Raw genomic sequence first — 19,566 nt, forward strand, 5'->3', positions numbered from 1 at the left:
CCGAAATTACGCAGGCCACGCCGTCCCGGTCTTGTACGTTCTTGCACCATGCACGAAAAGATCAAGGAAATGGCGGACCGGCTGGCCGAGGTGCCCGGCGTGCGCGGAGTCATGCTCGGCGGCAGCCGGGCCCGCGGCGAGCACCACCCCGCATCGGACTGGGACCTCGGCGTCTACTACCGAGGCCCCCTCGACCTCGCCGAGCTCGGCGCACTGGCCGGCCCGGACGTGGAGGTGGCCGGACCCGGCGGCTGGGGGCCCTGGGTCAACGGCGGCGCCTGGCTGCGCGTCGACGGGGTGGCGGTGGACTGGATCCTGCGCGACCTGGACCGGGTGGAACGGGTGTGGCAAGAGTGCCGCGAGGGCCGCTACGAGGTGGGCGTGCAGCCGGGGCACCCGCTCGGCTTCTGGTCCCCCTGCTACCCGGGCGAGGTGGCCCTGGGCCAGGTCCTGGCGGACCCGACGGGCGAGCTGACCGCCCTGCGCACCACGGCCTCGGCCTACCCGGAACCCCTCCGCGAGGCCCTGATCGCCGGGGCGTGGGAGGCGGAGTTCCTCGCGGCGGGCGCCGCGAAGGGCGCGGCCCGCGCGGACGCCCTGTACGTCTCCCTGTGCCTGTCCAAGGCCTTCGGCATCCTCGTCCAGGCCCTGTACGCGGCGGACCGCCGCTGGTGCCTCAACGAGAAGGGCGCCCTGGCCGTCGCCGAGCTCCTGCCCTCGGCGCCGCCCGCCTTCGGCACGCGCGTACGGACCCTGCTGGGCGCCCCAGGCACGACCCCGGAGTCCCTGACGGCCACGGTGACCGAGGCCCGAGCCCTGATCGAGGAGACCCGCGCGGGCCTCGGGTCCTAGCGGTCCCGCCGCCGCAGCGGCTCACCGAGCGATGCGGTGAGCCCGCCCTCCACGGCGACGAGCAGTCCGGCGCCCCAGACGCTCAGGGTCTGCTCCCAAGGGTGTCCGAAGGTGCCGAAGCGCAGGTCGGGGTGGACGTAGAGGTAGTAGTCGCCGTTCGGGTAGACCCGGCCGGGCCACCGCGGTTCGCCGGGACCACCCACCCGGTGCGGGTCGAAGTCGTGACAGACGTGCTGCCAGTCGAGCCAGTGCAACCGCTGCCCGGGCCGGGTCAGGGCCCGCAGGGCGGGGCGCAGGATCCGGTCCGGCTCGTCGGTCGGCGCCTGCGGGAGCCGCCAGGTGACGGACGGGGCCGGCGGTTCGACGTCGGGAAAGCCGAACCCGTCCTCAAGGCGGTTCCACAGCAGGGACTCCTCGGCCACGCTCATCCACCGCGCCGGCCGGGTCGCCTGCGGCTTTCCGGGCGGGGCCCAGCGGTAGGTCCGTACGGTCGTCAGTCCGGCGAATCCGGCGCCCCGGGCCGCCTCCCGCAGCTCGCCCCCGGCCTCCAGCACGCAGTGCGTGGCGTCCCGGAGATCCGGGCGCTCCGACAGTGCCAGCTGCCCCCAGGCGCGCAGGAGTTCGGGGTGCGGGCCGGTCACCCCGCCGATGACCACGAAGTCCGTGCGCGGGTGGCGCCGTGCCCAGCCCAGGGCCGTCACCCGGCCGCCCTCGAGGAGCACGGCCGCATCGGCGCGGCCGTACCAGCAACCGCCGTCCGCCTCGAACTCCTCGTACGGGGTCTCGTGCGGTCCGGACCCGGCCGCCAGTGCGCGCAGTGGTCCACCGGGGCCGACGGGCCGCACCGGGGCGTCGGCCGGCTCCGGCGCGAGCACCGCGCACTGCGCCACCATCAGCGACCGCTCCGGCTCCGCCGTGAACCCGGCCGCCTCCAGCTCCCGCGCCAGGCCCGGCGGATCGGCCCCGTACGCCTTCCACTCCACCGGCTCGCTCCGCGCCCCGAAGGCCTCCTGCTGCCTGCGCACCAGCTCCGCGAGCTCCCCGCGCCCGGTGTCCGTCAGCGGCCGGTGCCCGACCGTCCCGTGCGTGCCGTAGTGGGTCCGTACGAGGGGTCCGTCCAGCTCCACCACCGCGCCCGGCGGCGCCCACTCGGGCACCCGGCCGCGCACCTGCTCCGCGTACGCGCCCCACACCGCGGCCTGCTCCAACCGGTCCATGCCCGGGACCCTAACCGGCCGCCCGCCCCCGCCGGTAGGCGCCCGGCGGCACCCCCACGATGCGGGTGAAGTGCCGGTTCAGGTGCGGCTGGTCGGTGAAGCCCACGGCGACGGCCGCCTCCGCCGGCGGGATCCCGGCGTCGAGCAGCCGCCGCGCCCGCCGGACCCGGGCGTCGGTCAGCCAGGTGTGCGGGGGCATGCCGTACCGGTCCCGGAACGCCCGCAACAGGGCGAAGGGGCTCGTGCCCAGCTCCGCCGCGAGCTGCTCCAGCGACGGGGGCTCCCCCATCCGCTCCTCCAGCACGGCCCGGGCCCGCTCCGCGTCCGCGGCCCCCGCGCGGCCCGCCGTACGGGCCGGCAGCGGCCCGGCGTGCCGGGTCAGCATCCGCGCCACCACCCCGCGCAGCAGGGTGTCGGCGGCCAGCGCGTTGCCGGCCTCGGCGGCCCGGTGGACCTCGGTGATGGCCCGCGAGGCCTGCGGGTCGGCGACCATGTCGGCGGTGAAGCCGGGGGTCCCGCGCAGGGTCCCGATCTCGGTGGCGACCTCGGTGATCAGCGCCCGGGAGGGGTACAGGGTCGCGTAGGCCCAGCCCTCGGGGACCCCGGCGCGGGCGGTGTGCGGGACCTCGGGGTTGATCAGGACCACGCTGCCGGGCCCGGCGCGCAGGGTGTCCCCGGGCAGGCCGATCTCCTCGACGCCGCCGGTGACGGCCGCGATGACGTACCCGTCGTGGGCGTGGCGCGGGAAGGTGTGGCGCACGTAGTGGGCGCGCAGGAGGTCCAGCCCGGGCAGTTCCGCGTACCGCCAGTGCCGCGCCCACTCCTGGCGACCCTCGTCCGCTCCGGTCGTCCCCGTGCCCATCCCCCCATTCTGCGCCCGTCCCGGCCGGGCCGTTCCCGCACGTCCGGCCGGGCCGTTCCCGCACGTCCGGCCGGGCTGTTCCCGCGCCTCCGCCCCCGCTGTGTTTCCAGAGGTCCGGCCGGTTGTCAGTGGGCGGGTGCACGATGGGGGCATGTCCGGTACCGCGCTCGACTCGTTCTCCCCCGCGACCCGTTCCTGGTTCACGGGGGCCTTCGTCTCGCCCACCTCCGCCCAGGAAGGCGCCTGGCGGGCCATCGGTGCGGGCTCGGACGTGCTGGTGGTGGCCCCCACCGGCTCCGGCAAGACCCTGGCCGCCTTCCTCGCCGCCCTCGACCAGCTGGCCTCGACCCCGCCCCCGGCGGAGCCGAAGAAGCGCTGCCGGGTGCTGTACATCTCGCCGCTGAAGGCCCTGGCGGTGGACGTGGAGCGCAATCTGCGCAGCCCGCTGACCGGCATCCGGCAGGAATCGGTGCGCCTGGGCCTGCCCGAGCCGGAGATCCGGGTCGGGATCCGCTCCGGCGACACCCCGCCGGCCGAGCGGCGGGCGCTGGTGACCCGGCCGCCGGACATCCTGATCACCACGCCCGAGTCGCTGTTCCTGATGCTGACCTCGGCGGCCCGCGAGGCCCTGGCCGGGATCGAGACGGTGATCCTGGACGAGGTGCACGCGGTCGCGGGGACCAAGCGCGGCGCCCATCTCGCGCTGTCCCTGGAGCGGTTGGACGAGCTGCTGCCCCGCCCCGCGCGCCGGATCGGACTGTCGGCGACGGTCCGCCCGGTGGAGGAGGTGGCCCGCTACCTCGCTCCGCGCGGCAAGGTGGAGATCGTCCAGCCGCCCTCCACCAAGGAGTTCGACCTGTCGGTGGTCGTCCCGGTCGAGGACATGGGCGAGTTGGGCGGCTCCCCCGCCACCGAGGGCAAGGAGGGCGGCGACAAGCCCTCCATCTGGCCGCACGTGGAGGAGCGGATCGCCGACCTGGTCCAGGCCCACCGCTCCACCATCGTGTTCGCCAACTCCCGCCGCCTCGCCGAGCGCCTGTGCAACCGGCTCAACGAGATCGCGTACGAGCGGGCCACCGGCGGCCCGCTGCCCGAGGGCCCGCCCCCGGCCGAGATCATGGCCCAGTCGGGCGCCGCCCAAGGCGCTCCGCCACTGCTGGCCCGCGCCCACCACGGCTCGGTCTCCAAGGAGCAGCGGGCACTGGTGGAGGAGGACTTGAAGGCGGGCCGGCTGCCCGCCGTGGTCGCCACCTCCAGCCTGGAACTGGGCATCGACATGGGCGCGGTGGACCTCGTCATCCAGGTGGAGTCCCCGCCGTCGGTGGCCTCCGGGCTCCAGCGGGTGGGCCGCGCCGGGCACCAAGTGGGCGCGGTCTCCACCGGGGTCGTCTTCCCCAAGTACCGGGGCGACCTGGTCCAGGCCGCCGTGGTCACCGAGCGGATGCGCACGGGCTCGATCGAGTCCCTGCGGATCCCCTCCAACCCGCTGGACGTCCTCGCGCAGCAGCTCGTCGCGATGACCGCGATGGACACCTGGCAGCTGGACGACCTGCTCGCCCTCGTGCGCCGCGCCGCCCCCTTCGCGGCGCTGCCCGACTCGGCCTTCACGGCGGTGCTGGACATGCTGGCCGGCCGCTACCCCTCGGACGCCTTCGCCGAGCTCAGACCCCGCGTCGTGTGGGACCGCGTCGCCGGAACGATCACCGGCCGGCCGGGCGCGCAGCGGCTCGCGGTGACCTCGGGCGGGACCATCCCGGACCGCGGGCTCTTCGGCGTCTTCCTGGCCGGGTCCGACCCCAAGAAGGGCGGGGGCAGGGTCGGCGAGCTTGACGAGGAGATGGTCTACGAGTCCCGCGTCGGCGACGTCTTCACCCTCGGCACCACCTCCTGGCGGATCGTGGACATCACCCGCGACCGCGTCCTGGTCACCCCCGCCCCCGGCGTCCCGGGCCGCCTCCCGTTCTGGAAGGGCGACCAGCTGGGCCGCCCGCTGGAGCTGGGCCGCGCGGTCGGCGCGTTCCTGCGCGAGCTCGGCGCCCTTGACCCCGAGGACGCCCGCCTGCGCCTGCTCGCGGCGGGCCTGGACGCCTGGGCCGCGGAGAACGTCCTGTCCTACCTCGCCGAACAGCGCGCGGCCTGCGGCCACGTACCGGACGACCGGACCATCGTCGTCGAGCGGTTCCGCGACGAGCTCGGCGACTGGCGGGTCGTCGTCCACTCCCCCTTCGGCGCCCAGGTCCACGCCCCCTGGGCGCTGGCGCTCGGCGCCCGCCTCTCCGAGCGGTACGGGATGGACGCGCAGGTCATGCACGCCGACGACGGCATCGTGCTCCGCCTCCCGGACGCGGACCTGCTGGGCATGGACCTGGACCTCCTGGACCACGACCCGGCGCCGAAGGGCGCGGCAGCCTCTTCGGCCTCTTTCGACTTCGACGACGACAAGCCCCCGCTGGGCGCGGCCGACGTGGCCTTCGACCACGGGGACGTCCAGCAGATCGTCACCGACCAGGTGGGCGGCTCCGCCCTGTTCGCCTCCCGCTTCCGCGAGTGCGCGGCCCGCGCCCTGCTGCTCCCGCGCCGCAATCCCGGCAAGCGCACCCCCCTGTGGCAGCAGCGCCAGCGCGCCTCGCAGCTGCTCCAGGTCGCCTCCGAGTTCGGTTCGTTCCCGATCGTGCTGGAAGCCGTACGGGAATGCCTCCAGGACGTCTTCGACGTGCCGGGCCTGACGGAGCTGATGGGGGACATCGAGGCCCGCCGGGTCCGCCTCGTCGAGGTCACCACGACCGAGCCCTCCCCCTTCGCCCGCTCCCTCCTCTTCGGCTACGTCGCCCAGTTCCTCTACGAGGGCGACTCGCCGCTCGCCGAGCGCAGGGCGGCCGCGCTGTCGCTGGACTCCCGGCTGCTGGCCGAGCTGCTCGGCCAGGCGGAGCTCCGCGAACTGCTCGACGCGGAGGTGCTGACGGAGCTGGAGCGGGAGCTCCAGTGGCTGACCGAGGACCGGCGGGCCAAGGACGCCGAGTCGGTGGCCGACCTGCTGCGCCTGCTCGGCCCGCTCACCCCGGCGGAACTGGCCGCCCGCGGCGCGGAAGCCGAGTGGGCCGCGTCCCTCTCCGCTTCCCGCCGGGCGATCCGGGTCCGGATCGGCGGCGAGGACCACTGGGCGGCCATCGAGGACGCCGGCCGGCTGCGCGACGCGCTGGGCACGGCGCTCCCCGTGGGCGTCCCGGAGGCGTTCACCGAGCCGGTGAAGGACCCGCTCGGCGACCTCCTGGCCCGGTACGCCCGCACCCACGGCCCCTTCACCACGGTCGGCGCCGCCGCCCGCTTCGGGCTGGGCACCGCCGTGACGGACGGCGCGCTGCACCGGCTCGCGGCGGCCGGGCGGGTGGTCCAGGGCGAGTTCCACCCGGCGGGCATCGGCCAGGAATGGTGCGACGCCACCGTGCTCCGCCGGCTACGGCGCCGCTCCCTCGCCGCACTGCGCCAGGAACTGGAGCCGGTCCCTCCCGCCTCCCTCGCCACCTTCCTCCCCCAGTGGCAGCACTTGGGCGGAGCCCTGCGCGGCATCGACGGCCTGGCCCGCGCGATCGAGCAGCTCCAGGGCGCCGCGGTGCCCGCCTCCGCCCTCGAACGGCTGATCCTGCCCTCCCGGGTCGCGGACTACTCCCCCACCCTCCTGGACGAGCTCACCACCACCGGCGAGGTCGTCTGGGCGGGCGCGGGCGCCCTGCCGGGCAAGGACGGCTGGGTCTCCCTCTACCTCGCCGACTCCGCCCCCCTCCTCCTGCCTCCCCCGCACCCCCTGGAGCTCAGCCCGCTCCACGAGGCGCTCCTGTCCGCCCTCTCCGGGGGGTACGGCCTGTTCTTCCGCCAGCTCACGGACCGCGCCCGCGCCCTGGTCCCGGACGCCTCGGACGCGGACCTGTCCTCCGCCGTCTGGGACCTGGCGTGGTCGGGCCGCCTGACCAACGACACCCTGGCCCCCCTGCGCTCCCTCCTCGGCTCGGGCCGCACGGCGGGCGCCACCGCCCACCGAGCCCGCCGTACGATCCCGCGCGGCCGGTACGGCACCCTCACCACCCCTGCCTCCCGGACGGGCCCGCCCACGGTGTCGGGCCGCTGGTCCCTGCTCCCGGTCCACGCCCCGGACCCGACCCACCGCGCACACGCCCTGGCCCGCACCCTGCTCGACCGGCACGGGGTGGTGACCCGGGGCGCGGTGGCCGCCGAAGGCGTGGAGGGCGGCTTCAGCGCGATCTACCGCGTCCTCTCCGCCTTCGAGGACAGCGGCCAGGCCCGCAGGGGCTACGTGGTCGAAGGCCTGGGCGCGGCCCAGTTCGCCATGGACGGCGCGGTCGACCGGCTCCGTGCGGCCGAGCGCACCCCGCCCCCGCTGGCCGCGGTGGTCCTCGCCGCCGCCGACCCGGCGAACGCCTACGGCGCGGCCCTCCCCTGGCCGGAGCCCCCGGCCGGAGCCACCCACAAGCCGGGCCGCAAGGCGGGCTCCCTCGTGGTCCTGGTCGACGGCGAACTCACCCTCTACCTGGAGCGCGGCGGCAAAACCCTCCTCGCCTGGCCCGACCCGGACGACCCCCGCCTCACAGCCGCCCTGACGGCCCTCACCACGGCCTCCCGCCAGGGCACCCTGCCCACCCTCACGGTGGAACGCATCAACGCCGCCCCCTCCCTCACCTCCCCCTACGGCCCACCCACAGAAGCCACGGGCTTCCACGCCACCCCCCAGGGCCTGCGCCTGCGCCACTGACCGAGGGGGACCGGCTCACTTCCGCCAGAACAGGTGGTGCGTCACCCCGCTCGGGCTGGGCACCACCTCCAGGTGGAAGCGGTCGCGCAGCTCGTCGGGGGACTCCCAGAGCCGCAGTCCGGACCCGAGCTTCACCGGCGAGACCGCCACGTGCAGGGTGTCGACGAGGTCGGCGTCGAGGAACTGCCGGATGGTGGTGACCCCGCCGCCGAGCCGCACGTCCTTCCCCTGCGCCGCCTCCCGCGCCCGGGCGAGAACGGCGGCCGGGTCGCCGCCGACGAAGTGGAACGTGGTGTCGGAGAGCGTGATCGAAGGCCGCTCGTGGTGGGTCATGACGAACACCGGGGTGTGGAACGGAGGCTCGTCACCCCACCAGCCCTGCCACGTGTGGTCCTGCCAGGGCCCGCGCTGGGGCCCGAACTTGTTGCGCCCCATGATCTCGGCACCGATGTTGTGGGAGAAGTCCCGGGCGAAGTAGTCGTCGAGCCCACGGCTCCCGCCGGGCTCGGTGCGATTGGGCCAACTCGCCGTGGCCCCGGCCCAGGCGAACAGCCGCGCGGGATCCGCATCCCCGAACGGCCTCTCGAGCGTCTGCTCCTCACCGGCACCGATGCCGTCACTCGAGACACTGAAGTTCTGCACCCTCAGGAGTTGAGCCACAAGTTCCTCCTCTGACGTCGACAACAACGATGAGACTCCCCGCCCCGCCCAAACTCATCGCCCGAACCACAAACACCGCCCCCAATCCATCCCACAGCCACCCGTCCGGATCCCACCCCGGCAACGGCACCCGGTGCACAGCCCGGAGTCAGGCCCGGCGGCACAGCCCGGACCGGGCCTCGGCGCACAGCCCGGAAACGAGGCCCGCCGGCACACTCCGGAAACGCGGTCCGGGCCACAGCCAAGAGAACGGGGTCCGGGGCGCAGCCCGGAGACGGGGCCCGAGGCACGGCCCGGGAACGGGGCCAAGCGCACAGCCCAGCAGCAAGCCCCGAGACCCAGCCCGGAAATCGGGGTCCGGGGCGCAGCCCCGAGAAGCAGGGGTCCGGGGCTCAGCCCCGAAGAGCGGGGATCCGGGGCGCAGCCCCGAAGAGCGGGGATCCGGGGCTCAGCCCCGGGGAACAGGGGTCCGGGGCTCAGCCCCGGGGAACGGAGGAAGGGCGGGGCGGGGAGCACGCCCCGCGCAGCGGCGGCCCCGTCCGCACCCGCCGAGCCCGACTCCGCAGGAGAATGAACGCATGCCCGAAGGAGACAGCGTCTACCGCGTCGCGGCCCGCCTCCGCGAAGCCCTCGCGGGCAAGGAACTCACCCGCTCCGACCTCCGCGTCCCCCGCTTCGCCACCGCCGACCTCACCGGCCTCACCACCCTGGAGGTCGTCCCCCGGGGCAAGCACCTCCTCATGCGCTTCGGCCACCCGGCCCTCGGCACCCACCCGGGAGCCACCCCCCGGACCCGCCTCACCCTGCACACCCACCTCCGCATGGACGGCACCTGGCGCATCATCCCGACCACACCCACCACACCCACCACACCCACCACACCGGGCGCCCCAGGCGCTCCCCGCACACCACCCGGCCCCGCCCACGAGATCCGCGTCATCCTCGGCACCGCCGACCACACCGCCTTCGGCTACCGCCTCCCCGTCGTCGAACTGCTCCGCACCGCCGACGAACACCGCGCCGTCGGCCACCTCGGCCCCGACCTGCTCGGTCCCGACTGGGACGAGGCCACCGCCGCCGCGAACCTCCTCGCCGCCCCCGCCCGCCCCCTCGGCGAAGCGCTCCTCGACCAGCGGAACCTGGCCGGCATCGGCAACATCTACAAGGCCGAGCTCTGCTTCCTCGCCCAGGTCACCCCCTGGACTCCGGTGGGCGATCTGCCACCCAGCACCCTCCCCCGCCTCGCCGCCGCCGCACACCGGCTCCTCGACGCGAACAAGGCCCGCCACCGCAGCACCACGGGCAGCCTCCGCCGAGGCCAGGAGCTGTTCGTCTACGGTCGCGCCCACCGCCCCTGCCTGCGCTGCGGCACCCCCGTCCGCGAAGCCCCCCAGGACGACCGCCCCACCTACTGGTGTCCGCGCTGCCAATCCGGGCCGACACGTTAGTTGACGGCCCGTCAGATGCAGTCGTACCGTCCCCGCATGCCTACACCCAGCGCGTACGAACTCACCGGCCGCACCGCCCTGATCACCGGCGCCGCCAGCGGCATCGGCCGGGCCACCGCCGTGCTCCTCGCCGAGGCCGGAGCCGCCGTGCACTGCGCGGACCGCGACGCCCAGGGCCTCCAGGAGACCGTCGAACTCGTCACCAAGGCCGGCGGCAGCGCCACCGCCCACCCCCTCGACGTCACCGATCGTGCCGCGATCAGGGCGGCGATCTCGCAGGCCGGCCCGCTCGACATCACCGCCGCGATCGCCGGGATCATGCACAGCAGCAGCGTCCTGGAGACCTCCGACGAGGACCTCGACCGGGTCCTGGACATCAACTTCAAGGGGGTGCTGCGCACCTGCCAGGAGGCGGCCCGCGCCATGATCGCCGCCGGCCGGCCCGGTTCGATCATCACCATGGCCTCGGGCGCCGTGGACGCCGCCCAGCCCGGCCTGCTCTGCTACAGCGCCGCCAAGGCGGCCGTCGTCCAGCTGACCAAGACCCTCGCCACGGAGGCCGGCCCGCACGGCATCCGCGTCAACGCCGTCGCGCCGGGCTGGATCCGCACCCCGATGACCGGCCGGCACAGCCCCGAGGTCCAGGAGCAGACCGAGGCGATGATGACGCGCATGTCCCCGCTGCGCCGCGTGGGCGAGCCCGAGGACATAGCCCAGGCGGTGCTCTACCTCGCCTCGGACGCCTCGTCCTTCATGACGGGCCAGATCCTTCGCCCGAACGGTGGAGTCGCCATGCCCTGGTAACCACACACCCACCCCGACCCACCCGACCCGACGCCACCCGCCCCCGCCCACACCCAGGCCCCGGATCAGCCGGACCCCTGCTCGCCGCCCTCCGAAGCTCCAGCCACCGCCGCCCCCGGCTCCCGGGCCCCCACCGACCCGGCGGCAGCCCACTCCCCGTCCTCGCCCGTGACGCCGCCGGCACCCGCGGCTCCGCCCCCGTCACCCCGTACGCCTCCCGCCGCCCCACGGCGGCGACGGCCACCCACCGGCCCCGGTACGCAGTGCACCGGAAGCAGGCCCAGCCCCCACCCCCCGACGGCGACCGCACCCTCCACCGGCCCGGCCTCGGCCGGAGCCAGCACGAGCCGCAGCACGGCCCACCACCACAGGACGCCCACCGACAGCGCGAGGGCCAGACCCACGGGTATACCCAGCAACCGCCGCACGGCCACCTCCAGGGGCCGGAGACCCGAACGGGCCCATCCTCCCGCACCCCGCCCGACCCCGCACCCCCGTCGCGCCCCCGCGGCACCGCCACCGGAACGCCGCACCACGCACCCCGCACCCCGCACCGGAACCCACCCCCGGAACAGCAAAGAGCCCCACCCGGCACCCAAGGGCACCGGCCGGGGCTCCGGCCACACTCATACGCTCAGCACACACGCACACGCATCACGCGGCTACGACATTCACCGCTTCCACGGGTGCCTTGATGGTCACCCGTTCCGGGCCACCCGTGACCGAGGCCACGGATACCGAATTGAGCATCGGACGGACCGGTGCGGACACCGGTTCGCTCGCCGCGGCGGACTGGGCCAGCTCGGCGAGCGAAAGCTCGTCGCTGACTTCCCGCATCAGCTCTGACATCCGTACGTCAAGCGCGTCGCAGATCGCGGAGAGCAGCTCGGAAGATGCCTCCTTCTGCCCCCGCTCCACCTCGGAGAGATAGCCGAGCGAAACTCGGGCGGACGAGGAGACTTCGCGCAGAGTACGGCCCTGGCGCTGGCGCTGCCGACGCAGCACGTCACCCAGCAGGCGACGGAGCAGAATCATCGGTGGCTCCCTCCTCTGACCGTGTAGCCGTAACCTTCACGCCCCACCGTACCGCCTCGCGCGGCGGCCGTGCGGGGAGCGATGTCGTGTTCACTCAGGGCTGCAAACATCAAATCCCCCCGTCCTGTTCCGTATCCTGCCCCCGCAGATTCTCGCGGAGTTCGCTCGCGAGCAGCTCGAGCACTGTCCGTGCACTCTCCCTACGAATTTCCTCACGGGAGCCTTTCAACCGCAGCCGGGCCGTTTTCCTGCCCCCGGGACCCGCCACGGCGATGAAAACCGTGCCCACCGGCTGACCGTCCTGCGGGTCGGGACCGGCCACCCCGGTGGTCGCGATGCCCCAGGAAGCGCCGAGCACGCGCCGCACTCCGGCCGCCATCTCCTCCGCGACCTGCGGGTTCACCGCGCCTTCGGCCTCCAGCAGCCCGGCGTCCACGCCCAGCACCCGGTGCTTCAGCTCGGTCGCGTACGCGGTGACGGACCCGCGGAAGGATTGGGAAGCGCCGGGGACCGCCGTGAGCTCCGCGGCCACCATGCCGCCGGTCAGCGACTCCGCAACCGCAACCGTACCGTTACTCTCCGCGAGGAGTCGAAGCACATCGGCCGCAACCTCCCCGCTGCCCCCGGCAGCCCCCGCGGGATTCCGCACCGCTTCACCGGCCACCGAAGAACCGCCCGTCTCTTGCAACACCGCGCCATTGTCCGTCAGGTTCACCGCGCGGCGCGCTCCGCGGCGAGCCCCTTGCGCCGGAGCACGACGGCCTCGCGGATGTAATCCAGACCGGTCACGACGGTCAGGACGACGGCGGCCGCCATCACCCAGAACCGCAGCGTCGCCAGCGGCCCGGTCAGCGCGAGCACGTACATGCCCACCGCCACGCCCTGGGTCAGGGTCTTCAGCTTCCCGCCCCGGCTCGCCGGAATCACTCCGTACCTGATGACCCAGAAACGCAGGAGCGTGATCCCGAGTTCCCGGCCGAGGATCACCCCGGTGACCCACCAGGGCAGATCACCGAGCCAGGACAGACACACCAATGCCGACCCCATGATCGCCTTGTCGGCGATGGGGTCGGCGATCTTCCCGAAGTCCGTGACCAGGTTGTACGTACGGGCCAGATGCCCGTCGAAGATGTCGGTGATCATGGCGACGGCGAACGCCGCCCACGCGAGCGCCCGCCAGACGGGGTCGTAGCCCCCGTCGGCGAGCAGCAGCATCACGAATCCCGGCACCAGGACCAGCCGGATCATCGTCAGGATGTTGGCGATGTTCCACAGGCTGGCCTGATTGACCGCCGCGGCGCCCAGCTTCGCGCCGGGCGCCGGCCGGCGGCCGGTCCCGCCCGCCGCAGATGCCGGGGCTCCGGTCATCCGGCCGCCTCCTCAAGATCCACACCCAGGGGCTCCGCCACCAGGTCCACGCCCAGGGTGCCGACCACCTTCGCGGTGACGATGCGTCCCACGACCAGGCCCGCGCCGTCCGTGAAGACGACCTGGCCGTCGGTCTCGGGCGCCTGGTGGGCGGCGCGCCCGTAGGCTCCCTCGCCGTCCTCCGCCTCGTCGATCGGGACGACCGTCTCGACGAGCACCTCCAGCGTCTCCCCGATCCGCTCCTCCGCGCGCTGCGAGGTGAGCTCCTCGGCGAGGCGCTGCATGTGGGCGAGGCGCTCGGCGATGGTGTCGGCGTCCAGCTTGTTCTCGTACGTGACGGCCTCGGTGCCGTCCTCGTCGGAGTAGCCGAAGACGCCGATGGCGTCGAGCCGCGCGCTGGTCAGGAAGCGCTCCAGCTCGGCGAAGTCCGACTCCGTCTCGCCGGGGAAGCCGACGATGAAGTTGGACCGGACGCCGGCCGTCGGGGCCTTGGAACGGATGGTGTCGAGCAGTTCCAGGAACCGGTCGGTGTCACCGAAGCGGCGCATGGAGCGCAGCACGTCGGGGGCCGAGTGCTGGAAGGAGAGGTCGAAGTACGGGACGACCTTGGGGGTCGAGGTGAGTACGTCGATCAGCCCGGGCCGCATCTCGGCGGGCTGGAGGTAGCTGACGCGGACGCGCTCGATGCCGTCCACCTCGGCCAGCTCGGGCAGCAGGGTCTCCAGCAGGCGGATGTCGCCCAGGTCCTTGCCGTACGAGGTGTTGTTCTCGGAGACCAGCATGATCTCCTTGACGCCCTGCTCCGCGAGCCAGCGCGTCTCGCCCAGCACGTCGCTGGGGCGGCGGGAGATGAAGGAGCCGCGGAAGGACGGGATGGCGCAGAACGAGCAGCGCCGGTCGCAGCCGGAGGCGAGCTTCACGGAGGCGACGGGGCTCTTGTCCAGGCGGCGGCGCAGCGGCGCGCGCGGCCCGGAGGCGGGCGCGAGGCCGTCCGGAAGGTCGGCGGGAGCCGCCGCCGGCTCCTCGGCGGGCGTCGACTGCGCGTGACCCGGGAGGGCCACCTCGGTGTCCTGGCGCTCCGCCGGGCTGATGGGCAGCAGCTTGCGCCGGTCGCGCGGGGTGTGGGAGGCGTGGACGCCGCCGTTGAGGATCGTCTGGAGGCGGTCGGAGATGTCGGCGTAGTCGTCGAAGCCGAGCACTCCGTCGGCCTCGGGGAGCGCTTCGGCGAGTTCCTTGCCGTAGCGCTCGGCCATACAGCCGACGGCTACGACGGCCTGCGTGCGGCCGTGATCCTTGAGATCGTTGGCCTCCAGCAGGGCGTCTACGGAGTCCTTCTTGGCGGCTTCGACGAAGCCGCAGGTGTTGACGACGGCTACGTCCGCATCGGCGGCGTCCTCGACGAGCTCCCAGCCATCCGCCGCCAAGCGGCCTGCGAGCTCCTCCGAGTCCACCTCGTTACGGGCGCAGCCAAGAGTGACAAGGGCGACGGTACGGCGTTCGGGCATGGACTCAAGACTACTTCGTCCCGGCACCGGCCCCCGCCTCCCGTCCCGGACGGCAAGATCCCCGGAGTGCGGCGCGGCACTCCGGGGATCCGGAACGTTCTATTCCCTGCTGGTCAGCCCCGCTGATCAGCCCGCCTGGGCCTGGCCCTGACGCGGGTCGTCCTTGGTGTATGTGAGGCGTTCCACCTGTCCGGGCTGGAACTCGTCCTTGATCTCCTTGCCGTTCACGAAGAGCTTCACGACCCCGGCATCGCCGAGCACCAGGTCGATGGACTCCTTGTCCGTGAACGTCTTCGACTGACCCTGTTCGAGGGTGCCGTCGAAGAGGAGCCGGCCGCTGTGGTCCTTGGCCGAGATCCAGCTCTCGCCGTCGTTGGCCGTCAGGACGACCGTGACGAGGTCCTTGGGCGCGGCGGCGATGGCACTGTCCGAAGGCTCCGGCTTGGGAGACGTGGGCGCCGGCGGTGCCTGGACCGAGGGCTTGGACGCGTTGGGAGTGGGTGCGGGCTTCGGCGCGGCGGAACCTTCCGCCACCGGCCGCTTGGTCTTGTCGTCGGCGCCGCCGAAGGCCGTGAAGCCGACGAAGCCGATCACGGCGACGATGGCGGCGACCATGGCGGCGGTCCAGTTGGGCCGCTGCCGTTCGGGACGGATCCGCTCGGCTTCGAACATCGGCGCGGCGGGGGTGGGTGCCGGCCGGCCGCCGTGGGCCGCGTCGTACGACTCGATCAGGGGTTCCGGATCGAGGCGCACGGCACGGGCGAGCGTACGGATGTGGCCGCGGGCATAGACATCGCCGCCGCAGCGCGAGAAATCGTCGGATTCGATCGCGTGCACGATCGGAATGCGCACGCGGGTGGTGGAACTGACCTCGTCGACAGTCAGCCCGGCGGCGATCCGGGCCTTCTTGAGGGCCGTCCCGATCGACGGCTCTTCGACGGAACGTTCGACGAGGCGGTCCTCGGACCGGTCGTCGGTCGAAGGCCGTTCATCTTCGGGGGATTTGGCGTTGCCGATGGACACGAGGGCGCCTTTCGAGCGTGTAGCCACCTGCTGGAAGTCCAGTCTAGGGGGGTGACGAAAGGGTGGAGCAACCGGAGGGGCACCTCCCTACGCCATACGAATGGTCAGGGGGCTCCCGCCCGGTGCGGCGACCCGGAACGGACCGCCACCTCCCTCAACTAGACACGCGACCGGGGGAAACGGTTGCCCCCGATCCTTTGCGCATTACTCGGGAGTCTCCCCGCGGATCATCGCGAGCACGCCGTCCAGCTCGTCGGCCTTCAGCAGCACGTCGCGCGCCTTCGACCCCTCGCTCGGTCCGACGATCCCCCGCGACTCCATCAGGTCCATCAGCCGCCCGGCCTTCGCGAACCCGACCCGCAGCTTGCGCTGGAGCATCGAGGTGGACCCGAACTGCGTGGAGACCACCAGCTCGGCCGCCTGGCACAGCAGGTCCAGGTCGTCGCCGATCTCCTCGTCGATCTCCTTCTTCTGCTTCTGCCCGACCGTGACGTCGTTGCGGAAGACGGGCGCCATCTGGTCCTTGCAGTGCTGCACGATCCCGGCGATCTCGTCCTCGGTGACGAAGGCGCCCTGGAGCCGCACCGGCTTGTTCGCGCCCATCGGCAGGAACAGCCCGTCGCCCTTGCCGATCAGTTTTTCCGCGCCCGGCTGGTCCAGGATGACCCGGCTGTCGGCGAGCGAGGAGGTGGCGAAGGCGAGCCGCGAGGGCACGTTCGCCTTGATCAGACCGGTCACCACGTCCACCGAAGGGCGCTGGGTGGCGAGCACCAGGTGGATGCCGGCCGCGCGGGCCAGCTGGGTGATGCGGACGATCGAGTCCTCCACGTCGCGCGGGGCCACCATCATCAGGTCGGCGAGCTCGTCGACGATCACCAGCAGGTACGGGTAGGGGCTGAGCTCCCGCTCGCTGCCCGGCGGCAGTTTGATCTTGCCGTCGCGGATCGCCTTGTTGAAGTCGTCGATGTGCCGGTACCCGAAGGCCGCCAGGTCGTCGTAGCGCAGGTCCATCTCGCGCACGACCCACTGGAGCGCCTCGGCGGCCCGCTTCGGGTTGGTGATGATCGGCGTGATCAGGTGCGGGATGCCCTCGTACGCCGTCAGCTCCACCCGCTTGGGGTCCACGAGCACCATCCGGACGTCCTCCGGGGTGGCCCGCACCATCACCGAGGTGATCAGGCAGTTGATGCAGGAGGACTTGCCGGAACCGGTGGCTCCGGCGACCAGCACGTGCGGCATCTTCGCCAGGTTGGCCATGACGTAGCCGCCCTCGACGTCCTTGCCGAGCGCCACCAGCATCGGGTGGTCGTCCTCGGCGGCGTCCGCCAGCCGCAGCACGTCCCCCAGGTTGACCATCTCGCGGTCGGTGTTCGGGATCTCGATGCCGACCGCCGACTTGCCCGGGATCGGGCTGATGATGCGGACGTCGGGCGAGGCCACGGCGTAGGCGATGTTCTTCGCCAGTGCCGTGATCCGCTCGACCTTCACGGCCGGACCCAGCTCCACCTCGTAGCGGGTCACCGTCGGGCCCCGGGTGAAACCGGTGACCTTCGCGTCGACCTTGAACTCCATGAACACGTTCGTCAGCGAGGCCACGACCGCGTCGTTCGCGGCGCTGCGGGTCTTGCCCGGCCCGCCCTTCTCCAGCAGGTCCAGGGAGGGCAGGGAGTACGTGATGTCCCCGCGCAGCTGGAGCTGCTCGGCGCGGGGCGGCAGCGCCTGGGTCTCGGGCGGAGCCTTGGTCAGGTCGGGCACGGACAGCGTCCCGGAGGCCGCCGCGGTGGTGGCGTGCGGCGGGGCCGCGCCCTCGGACGCCGGCGCCGGCTTCTCCTCGGGGGCGGGCCCCTCCTCCCGGGCCGCCGGGACCGGAGCGGTGATCTCCGAGCCTTCGCGACCTTCGCGCTCCACCGAGATGCCCTGCGTGAGGTCGGCGACCAGCGGGGAGGGCGGCATGCCGCCGTACACCACCCCGTCCAGTGCGGCGGCGGCCGCCGCGGCCACGTCGACGGCGTCCATCCCGCGGTCCATGGCCGGCCGGCCCGCGGACCGGCGGGGGCGCCGCCGCCGGGCGAGCGCCTCCTCCTCGGCCGCGTCCGCCGGATCTCCCGACCCGGCGGCGCCGGCGAGGGCCCGCCAGCGCTCGGCATCGTGCCGGTCCGCGGCGGCCGAGCCCGGGGATTCCCCGGACTCCGCGTGCTCGGCGTACTCGGCATCGTGTTCGTTCGGAGCGATGACCCCGAGACGGATGCCCGCGCTCCGCAGCCGCTGCGGGATCGCGTTGACCGGGGTGGCGGTGACCACCAGCAGCCCGAACACGGTGAGCAGCACCAGCATCGGCACGGCCAGCGGCGCGCCCATCGTGAAGATCAGCGGCTTCGAAGCGCCCCAGCCGATCAGCCCGCCGGCGTTCTGCATGGCGGTGGTGCCCTCGTCGCGCCCGGGGGCTCCGCAGGCGATGTGCACGAGCCCCAGGACTCCGACGACCAGCGCCGAAAGCCCGATGCCGATGCGGCCGTTGGCGTCGGCCTGTTCGGGATGGCGGATGAAACGTACCGCCATGACGCCGAGCAGGACCGGCACGAGCAGGTCGAGCCGCCCGAAGGCGCCGGTGACCAGCATGGTCACCAGGTCCCCGACGGGCCCGCTCAGGTTCGACCAGGTCCCGGCGGCGACGATCAGCGCGAGGGCGAGCAGCAGCAGGGCGAGGCCGTCCTTGCGGTGGGCCGGGTCGAGGTTCTTCGCGCCCTGGCCGATGCCGCGGAAGATCGCGCCGACCGCGTGCGCGATGCCGAGCCAGAAGGCGCGCACCAGCCGCAGCACTCCCCCGGTGGGGGACGGCGCGGGCTTCGGCGCGACCTTCCTGACGGGGCCGCGCTTGGCCGCGGGCGCCGCCTTCTTCGCGGGCGGCTTGCGTGCTGGGGCAGCCTTCTTCGCCGGCGCCGTCGTACGGCCGGTGCGGCCCTTCGCGGTGCCCGCCGTGCTCTGGGAACCCTTACCGGACGTACTTGAGGCCATGCGACCGAGGTTACCGGTGCGCGCGCCGGTGGACACGCGTGCCCACCCCTTCACCCGTTCGTGTCGTTCCGGGCCCGGGGTGGGAGACGCCCGCGCCCTCGGCCCTACCGGTGGCCCGCCCTGACGCTCCGCCAGACCTGACGACCCGCCAACCGGGCCCGCACACGGCCCTGGCGGACCACGAACGGCTGCCTCCGACGGCGCCGGCGAACCGCCGGCGGACGGCGAACCTCAGCCCTGGGCTGGCAGTACGGGAGCCCCGCCGCCGGTTCCCGGCTCCAGCGCGTCGAGCGCCCGCCGCAATCCGGTGAGCTTGCGTTCCAGGTGGGCCGCGGTCGCCACCACCGAGGGATCGGCCGACTCTTCGCCGAGCTGCTTGGTCAGCGCCTCCGCCTGCTCCTCCACCGCGGCGAGCCGCGCGGAGAGCTCGGCCAGCAGGCCGGCCGTCTCCTTGGAGCCGTCCACCGCGCCGTTGGAGCTGCCGCCCTCCAGCTGGAGCCTCAGCAGCGCCGCCTGCTCGCGCAGTTGGCAGTTCTTCGTATACAGCTCGACGAACACCGAGACCTTGGCCCGCAGCACCCACGGGTCGAAGGGCTTGGAGATGTAGTCCACCGCGCCCGCCGCGTACCCGCGGAAGGTGTGGTGCGGACCGTGGTTGATCGCCGTGAGGAAGATGATCGGGATGTCCCGGGTCCGCTCACGCCGCTTGATGTGCGCGGCCGTCTCGAACCCGTCCATGCCCGGCATCTGCACGTCGAGCAGGATGACCGCGAAGTCGTCCGTCAGCAGCGCCTTGAGCGCTTCCTCCCCCGACGACGCCCGGACCAGTGTCTGATCGAGCGCGGAGAGGATGGCCTCCAGCGCCAGCAGATTCTCCGGCCGGTCGTCGACCAGGAGGATCTTGGCCTTCTGCACCATGCCCTGTCCTCCTCGCCCCGGCATGGGGCCTCCCCGGCTCCTGGCTCCGGCCTGTGCGCCGGGCCCCGCCCCAGAAGACGGCATCCTTGCGCCG

General features: G+C 73.4%; 15 protein-coding genes. 4 read left to right on the forward strand and 11 right to left on the reverse strand.

The window, feature by feature from the left end; genetic code table 11:
* The first annotated feature begins 48 nt into the window (after positions 1 to 48).
* The gene (locus tag ACFYYB_RS31105) at positions 49 to 852 is read left to right on the forward strand and encodes a nucleotidyltransferase domain-containing protein (protein ID WP_389439417.1); all 804 of its coding nucleotides are present in this window, start codon (positions 49 to 51) and stop codon (positions 850 to 852) included.
* On the opposite strand, the gene ACFYYB_RS31110 is transcribed toward ACFYYB_RS31105, so the two are convergent.
* Together ACFYYB_RS31110 and ACFYYB_RS31115 are read right to left on the reverse strand one after the other, a co-directional pair.
* Positions 849 to 2,069, reverse strand: a complete 1,221-nt coding sequence (locus tag ACFYYB_RS31110; protein WP_389439419.1) for a DUF2716 domain-containing protein — start codon at positions 2,067 to 2,069, stop codon at positions 849 to 851. The genes ACFYYB_RS31105 and ACFYYB_RS31110 overlap by 4 nt on opposite strands.
* A 10-nt stretch (positions 2,070 to 2,079) precedes the next feature.
* Complete coding sequence (locus ACFYYB_RS31115) at positions 2,080 to 2,931, reverse strand: AraC family transcriptional regulator (protein WP_389439421.1); 852 nt, start codon at positions 2,929 to 2,931, stop codon at positions 2,080 to 2,082.
* 151 nt (positions 2,932 to 3,082) lie between these two features.
* Here ACFYYB_RS31115 and ACFYYB_RS31120 point away from each other — a divergent pair, with 151 nt between their 5' ends.
* Positions 3,083 to 7,696, forward strand: coding sequence for an ATP-dependent helicase (locus tag ACFYYB_RS31120; protein ID WP_389439423.1), 4,614 nt, complete (start codon positions 3,083 to 3,085; stop codon positions 7,694 to 7,696).
* A 15-nt stretch (positions 7,697 to 7,711) separates the two neighbouring features.
* Here the strand turns inward: ACFYYB_RS31120 and ACFYYB_RS31125 are convergent, their stop codons facing one another.
* Complete coding sequence (locus tag ACFYYB_RS31125) at positions 7,712 to 8,356, reverse strand: dihydrofolate reductase family protein (RefSeq protein ID WP_389439425.1); 645 nt, start codon at positions 8,354 to 8,356, stop codon at positions 7,712 to 7,714.
* A gap of 578 nt (positions 8,357 to 8,934) precedes the next feature.
* On the opposite strand from ACFYYB_RS31125, the gene ACFYYB_RS31130 reads away from it, so the two are divergent.
* Together ACFYYB_RS31130 and ACFYYB_RS31135 are read left to right on the forward strand one after the other, a co-directional pair.
* Positions 8,935 to 9,804, forward strand: a complete 870-nt coding sequence (locus tag ACFYYB_RS31130) for a DNA-formamidopyrimidine glycosylase family protein (protein WP_389439427.1) — start codon at positions 8,935 to 8,937, stop codon at positions 9,802 to 9,804.
* A 36-nt stretch (positions 9,805 to 9,840) separates the two neighbouring features.
* The gene (locus ACFYYB_RS31135) at positions 9,841 to 10,608 is read left to right on the forward strand and encodes an SDR family NAD(P)-dependent oxidoreductase (RefSeq protein ID WP_389439429.1); all 768 of its coding nucleotides are present in this window, start codon (positions 9,841 to 9,843) and stop codon (positions 10,606 to 10,608) included.
* A gap of 65 nt (positions 10,609 to 10,673) precedes the next feature.
* On the opposite strand, the gene ACFYYB_RS31140 is transcribed toward ACFYYB_RS31135, so the two are convergent.
* The 8 genes from ACFYYB_RS31140 to ACFYYB_RS31175 all read right to left on the reverse strand — a co-directional run bounded on the left by ACFYYB_RS31140 (position 10,674) and on the right by ACFYYB_RS31175 (position 19,472).
* Complete coding sequence (locus ACFYYB_RS31140) at positions 10,674 to 11,027, reverse strand: hypothetical protein (RefSeq protein ID WP_389439431.1); 354 nt, start codon at positions 11,025 to 11,027, stop codon at positions 10,674 to 10,676.
* A gap of 235 nt (positions 11,028 to 11,262) precedes the next feature.
* Positions 11,263 to 11,643 carry a helix-turn-helix domain-containing protein gene (locus ACFYYB_RS31145; protein WP_112451800.1) on the reverse strand — a complete coding sequence of 127 codons (381 nt, stop codon included), beginning with the start codon at positions 11,641 to 11,643 and terminating at the stop codon, positions 11,263 to 11,265.
* Positions 11,644 to 11,752: 109 nt separating this feature from the next.
* Positions 11,753 to 12,292, reverse strand: a complete 540-nt coding sequence (locus ACFYYB_RS31150; protein ID WP_389439474.1) for a CinA family protein — start codon at positions 12,290 to 12,292, stop codon at positions 11,753 to 11,755.
* Between the two features lie 62 nt (positions 12,293 to 12,354).
* Positions 12,355 to 13,011 (reverse strand): CDP-diacylglycerol--glycerol-3-phosphate 3-phosphatidyltransferase, encoded by a 657-nt coding sequence (gene pgsA, locus ACFYYB_RS31155; protein WP_327304242.1) that lies wholly within the window; start codon positions 13,009 to 13,011, stop codon positions 12,355 to 12,357.
* Positions 13,008 to 14,516, reverse strand: coding sequence for a 30S ribosomal protein S12 methylthiotransferase RimO (gene rimO / locus ACFYYB_RS31160; RefSeq protein WP_389439434.1), 1,509 nt, complete (start codon positions 14,514 to 14,516; stop codon positions 13,008 to 13,010). Before rimO ends, pgsA begins: the two co-directional genes overlap by 4 nt.
* Positions 14,517 to 14,642: 126 nt before the next feature.
* Positions 14,643 to 15,539: a RodZ domain-containing protein gene (locus tag ACFYYB_RS31165; RefSeq protein WP_389439436.1), complete on the reverse strand. Its 897-nt coding sequence runs from the start codon at positions 15,537 to 15,539 to the stop codon at positions 14,643 to 14,645.
* Between the two features lie 204 nt (positions 15,540 to 15,743).
* On the reverse strand, positions 15,744 to 18,554 hold the full coding sequence (locus ACFYYB_RS31170) for a DNA translocase FtsK (RefSeq protein ID WP_389439438.1): 2,811 nt from the start codon (positions 18,552 to 18,554) through the stop codon (positions 15,744 to 15,746).
* 231 nt (positions 18,555 to 18,785) lie between these two features.
* Entirely contained in the window at positions 18,786 to 19,472 is a 687-nt protein-coding gene (locus ACFYYB_RS31175) for a two-component system response regulator (RefSeq protein WP_266881432.1), read from the reverse strand.
* Positions 19,473 to 19,566: the final 94 nt, after the last annotated feature.

Origin of the sequence: Streptomyces sp. NPDC002886, from assembly GCF_042888445.1 — a bacterium.
In the GTDB taxonomy this organism is placed as follows: domain Bacteria; phylum Actinomycetota; class Actinomycetes; order Streptomycetales; family Streptomycetaceae; genus Streptomyces.

Excerpts from the sequence above, each read along its gene's own strand:
- rimO (WP_389439434.1), bottom strand. The coding sequence starts at position 14,516 with ATGCCCGAACGCCGTACCGTCGCCCTTGTCACTCTTGGCTGCGCCCGT.
- ACFYYB_RS31145 (WP_112451800.1), bottom strand. The coding sequence starts at position 11,643 with ATGATTCTGCTCCGTCGCCTGCTGGGTGACGTGCTGCGTCGGCAGCGC.
- ACFYYB_RS31120 (WP_389439423.1), top strand. The coding sequence starts at position 3,083 with ATGTCCGGTACCGCGCTCGACTCGTTCTCCCCCGCGACCCGTTCCTGG.
- ACFYYB_RS31170 (WP_389439438.1), bottom strand. The coding sequence starts at position 18,554 with ATGGCCTCAAGTACGTCCGGTAAGGGTTCCCAGAGCACGGCGGGCACC.
- ACFYYB_RS31115 (WP_389439421.1), bottom strand. The coding sequence starts at position 2,931 with ATGGGCACGGGGACGACCGGAGCGGACGAGGGTCGCCAGGAGTGGGCG.
- ACFYYB_RS31175 (WP_266881432.1), bottom strand. The coding sequence starts at position 19,472 with ATGGTGCAGAAGGCCAAGATCCTCCTGGTCGACGACCGGCCGGAGAAT.
- ACFYYB_RS31110 (WP_389439419.1), bottom strand. The coding sequence starts at position 2,069 with ATGGACCGGTTGGAGCAGGCCGCGGTGTGGGGCGCGTACGCGGAGCAG.
- pgsA (WP_327304242.1), bottom strand. The coding sequence starts at position 13,011 with ATGACCGGAGCCCCGGCATCTGCGGCGGGCGGGACCGGCCGCCGGCCG.
- ACFYYB_RS31130 (WP_389439427.1), top strand. The coding sequence starts at position 8,935 with ATGCCCGAAGGAGACAGCGTCTACCGCGTCGCGGCCCGCCTCCGCGAA.
- ACFYYB_RS31135 (WP_389439429.1), top strand. The coding sequence starts at position 9,841 with ATGCCTACACCCAGCGCGTACGAACTCACCGGCCGCACCGCCCTGATC.
- ACFYYB_RS31105 (WP_389439417.1), top strand. The coding sequence starts at position 49 with ATGCACGAAAAGATCAAGGAAATGGCGGACCGGCTGGCCGAGGTGCCC.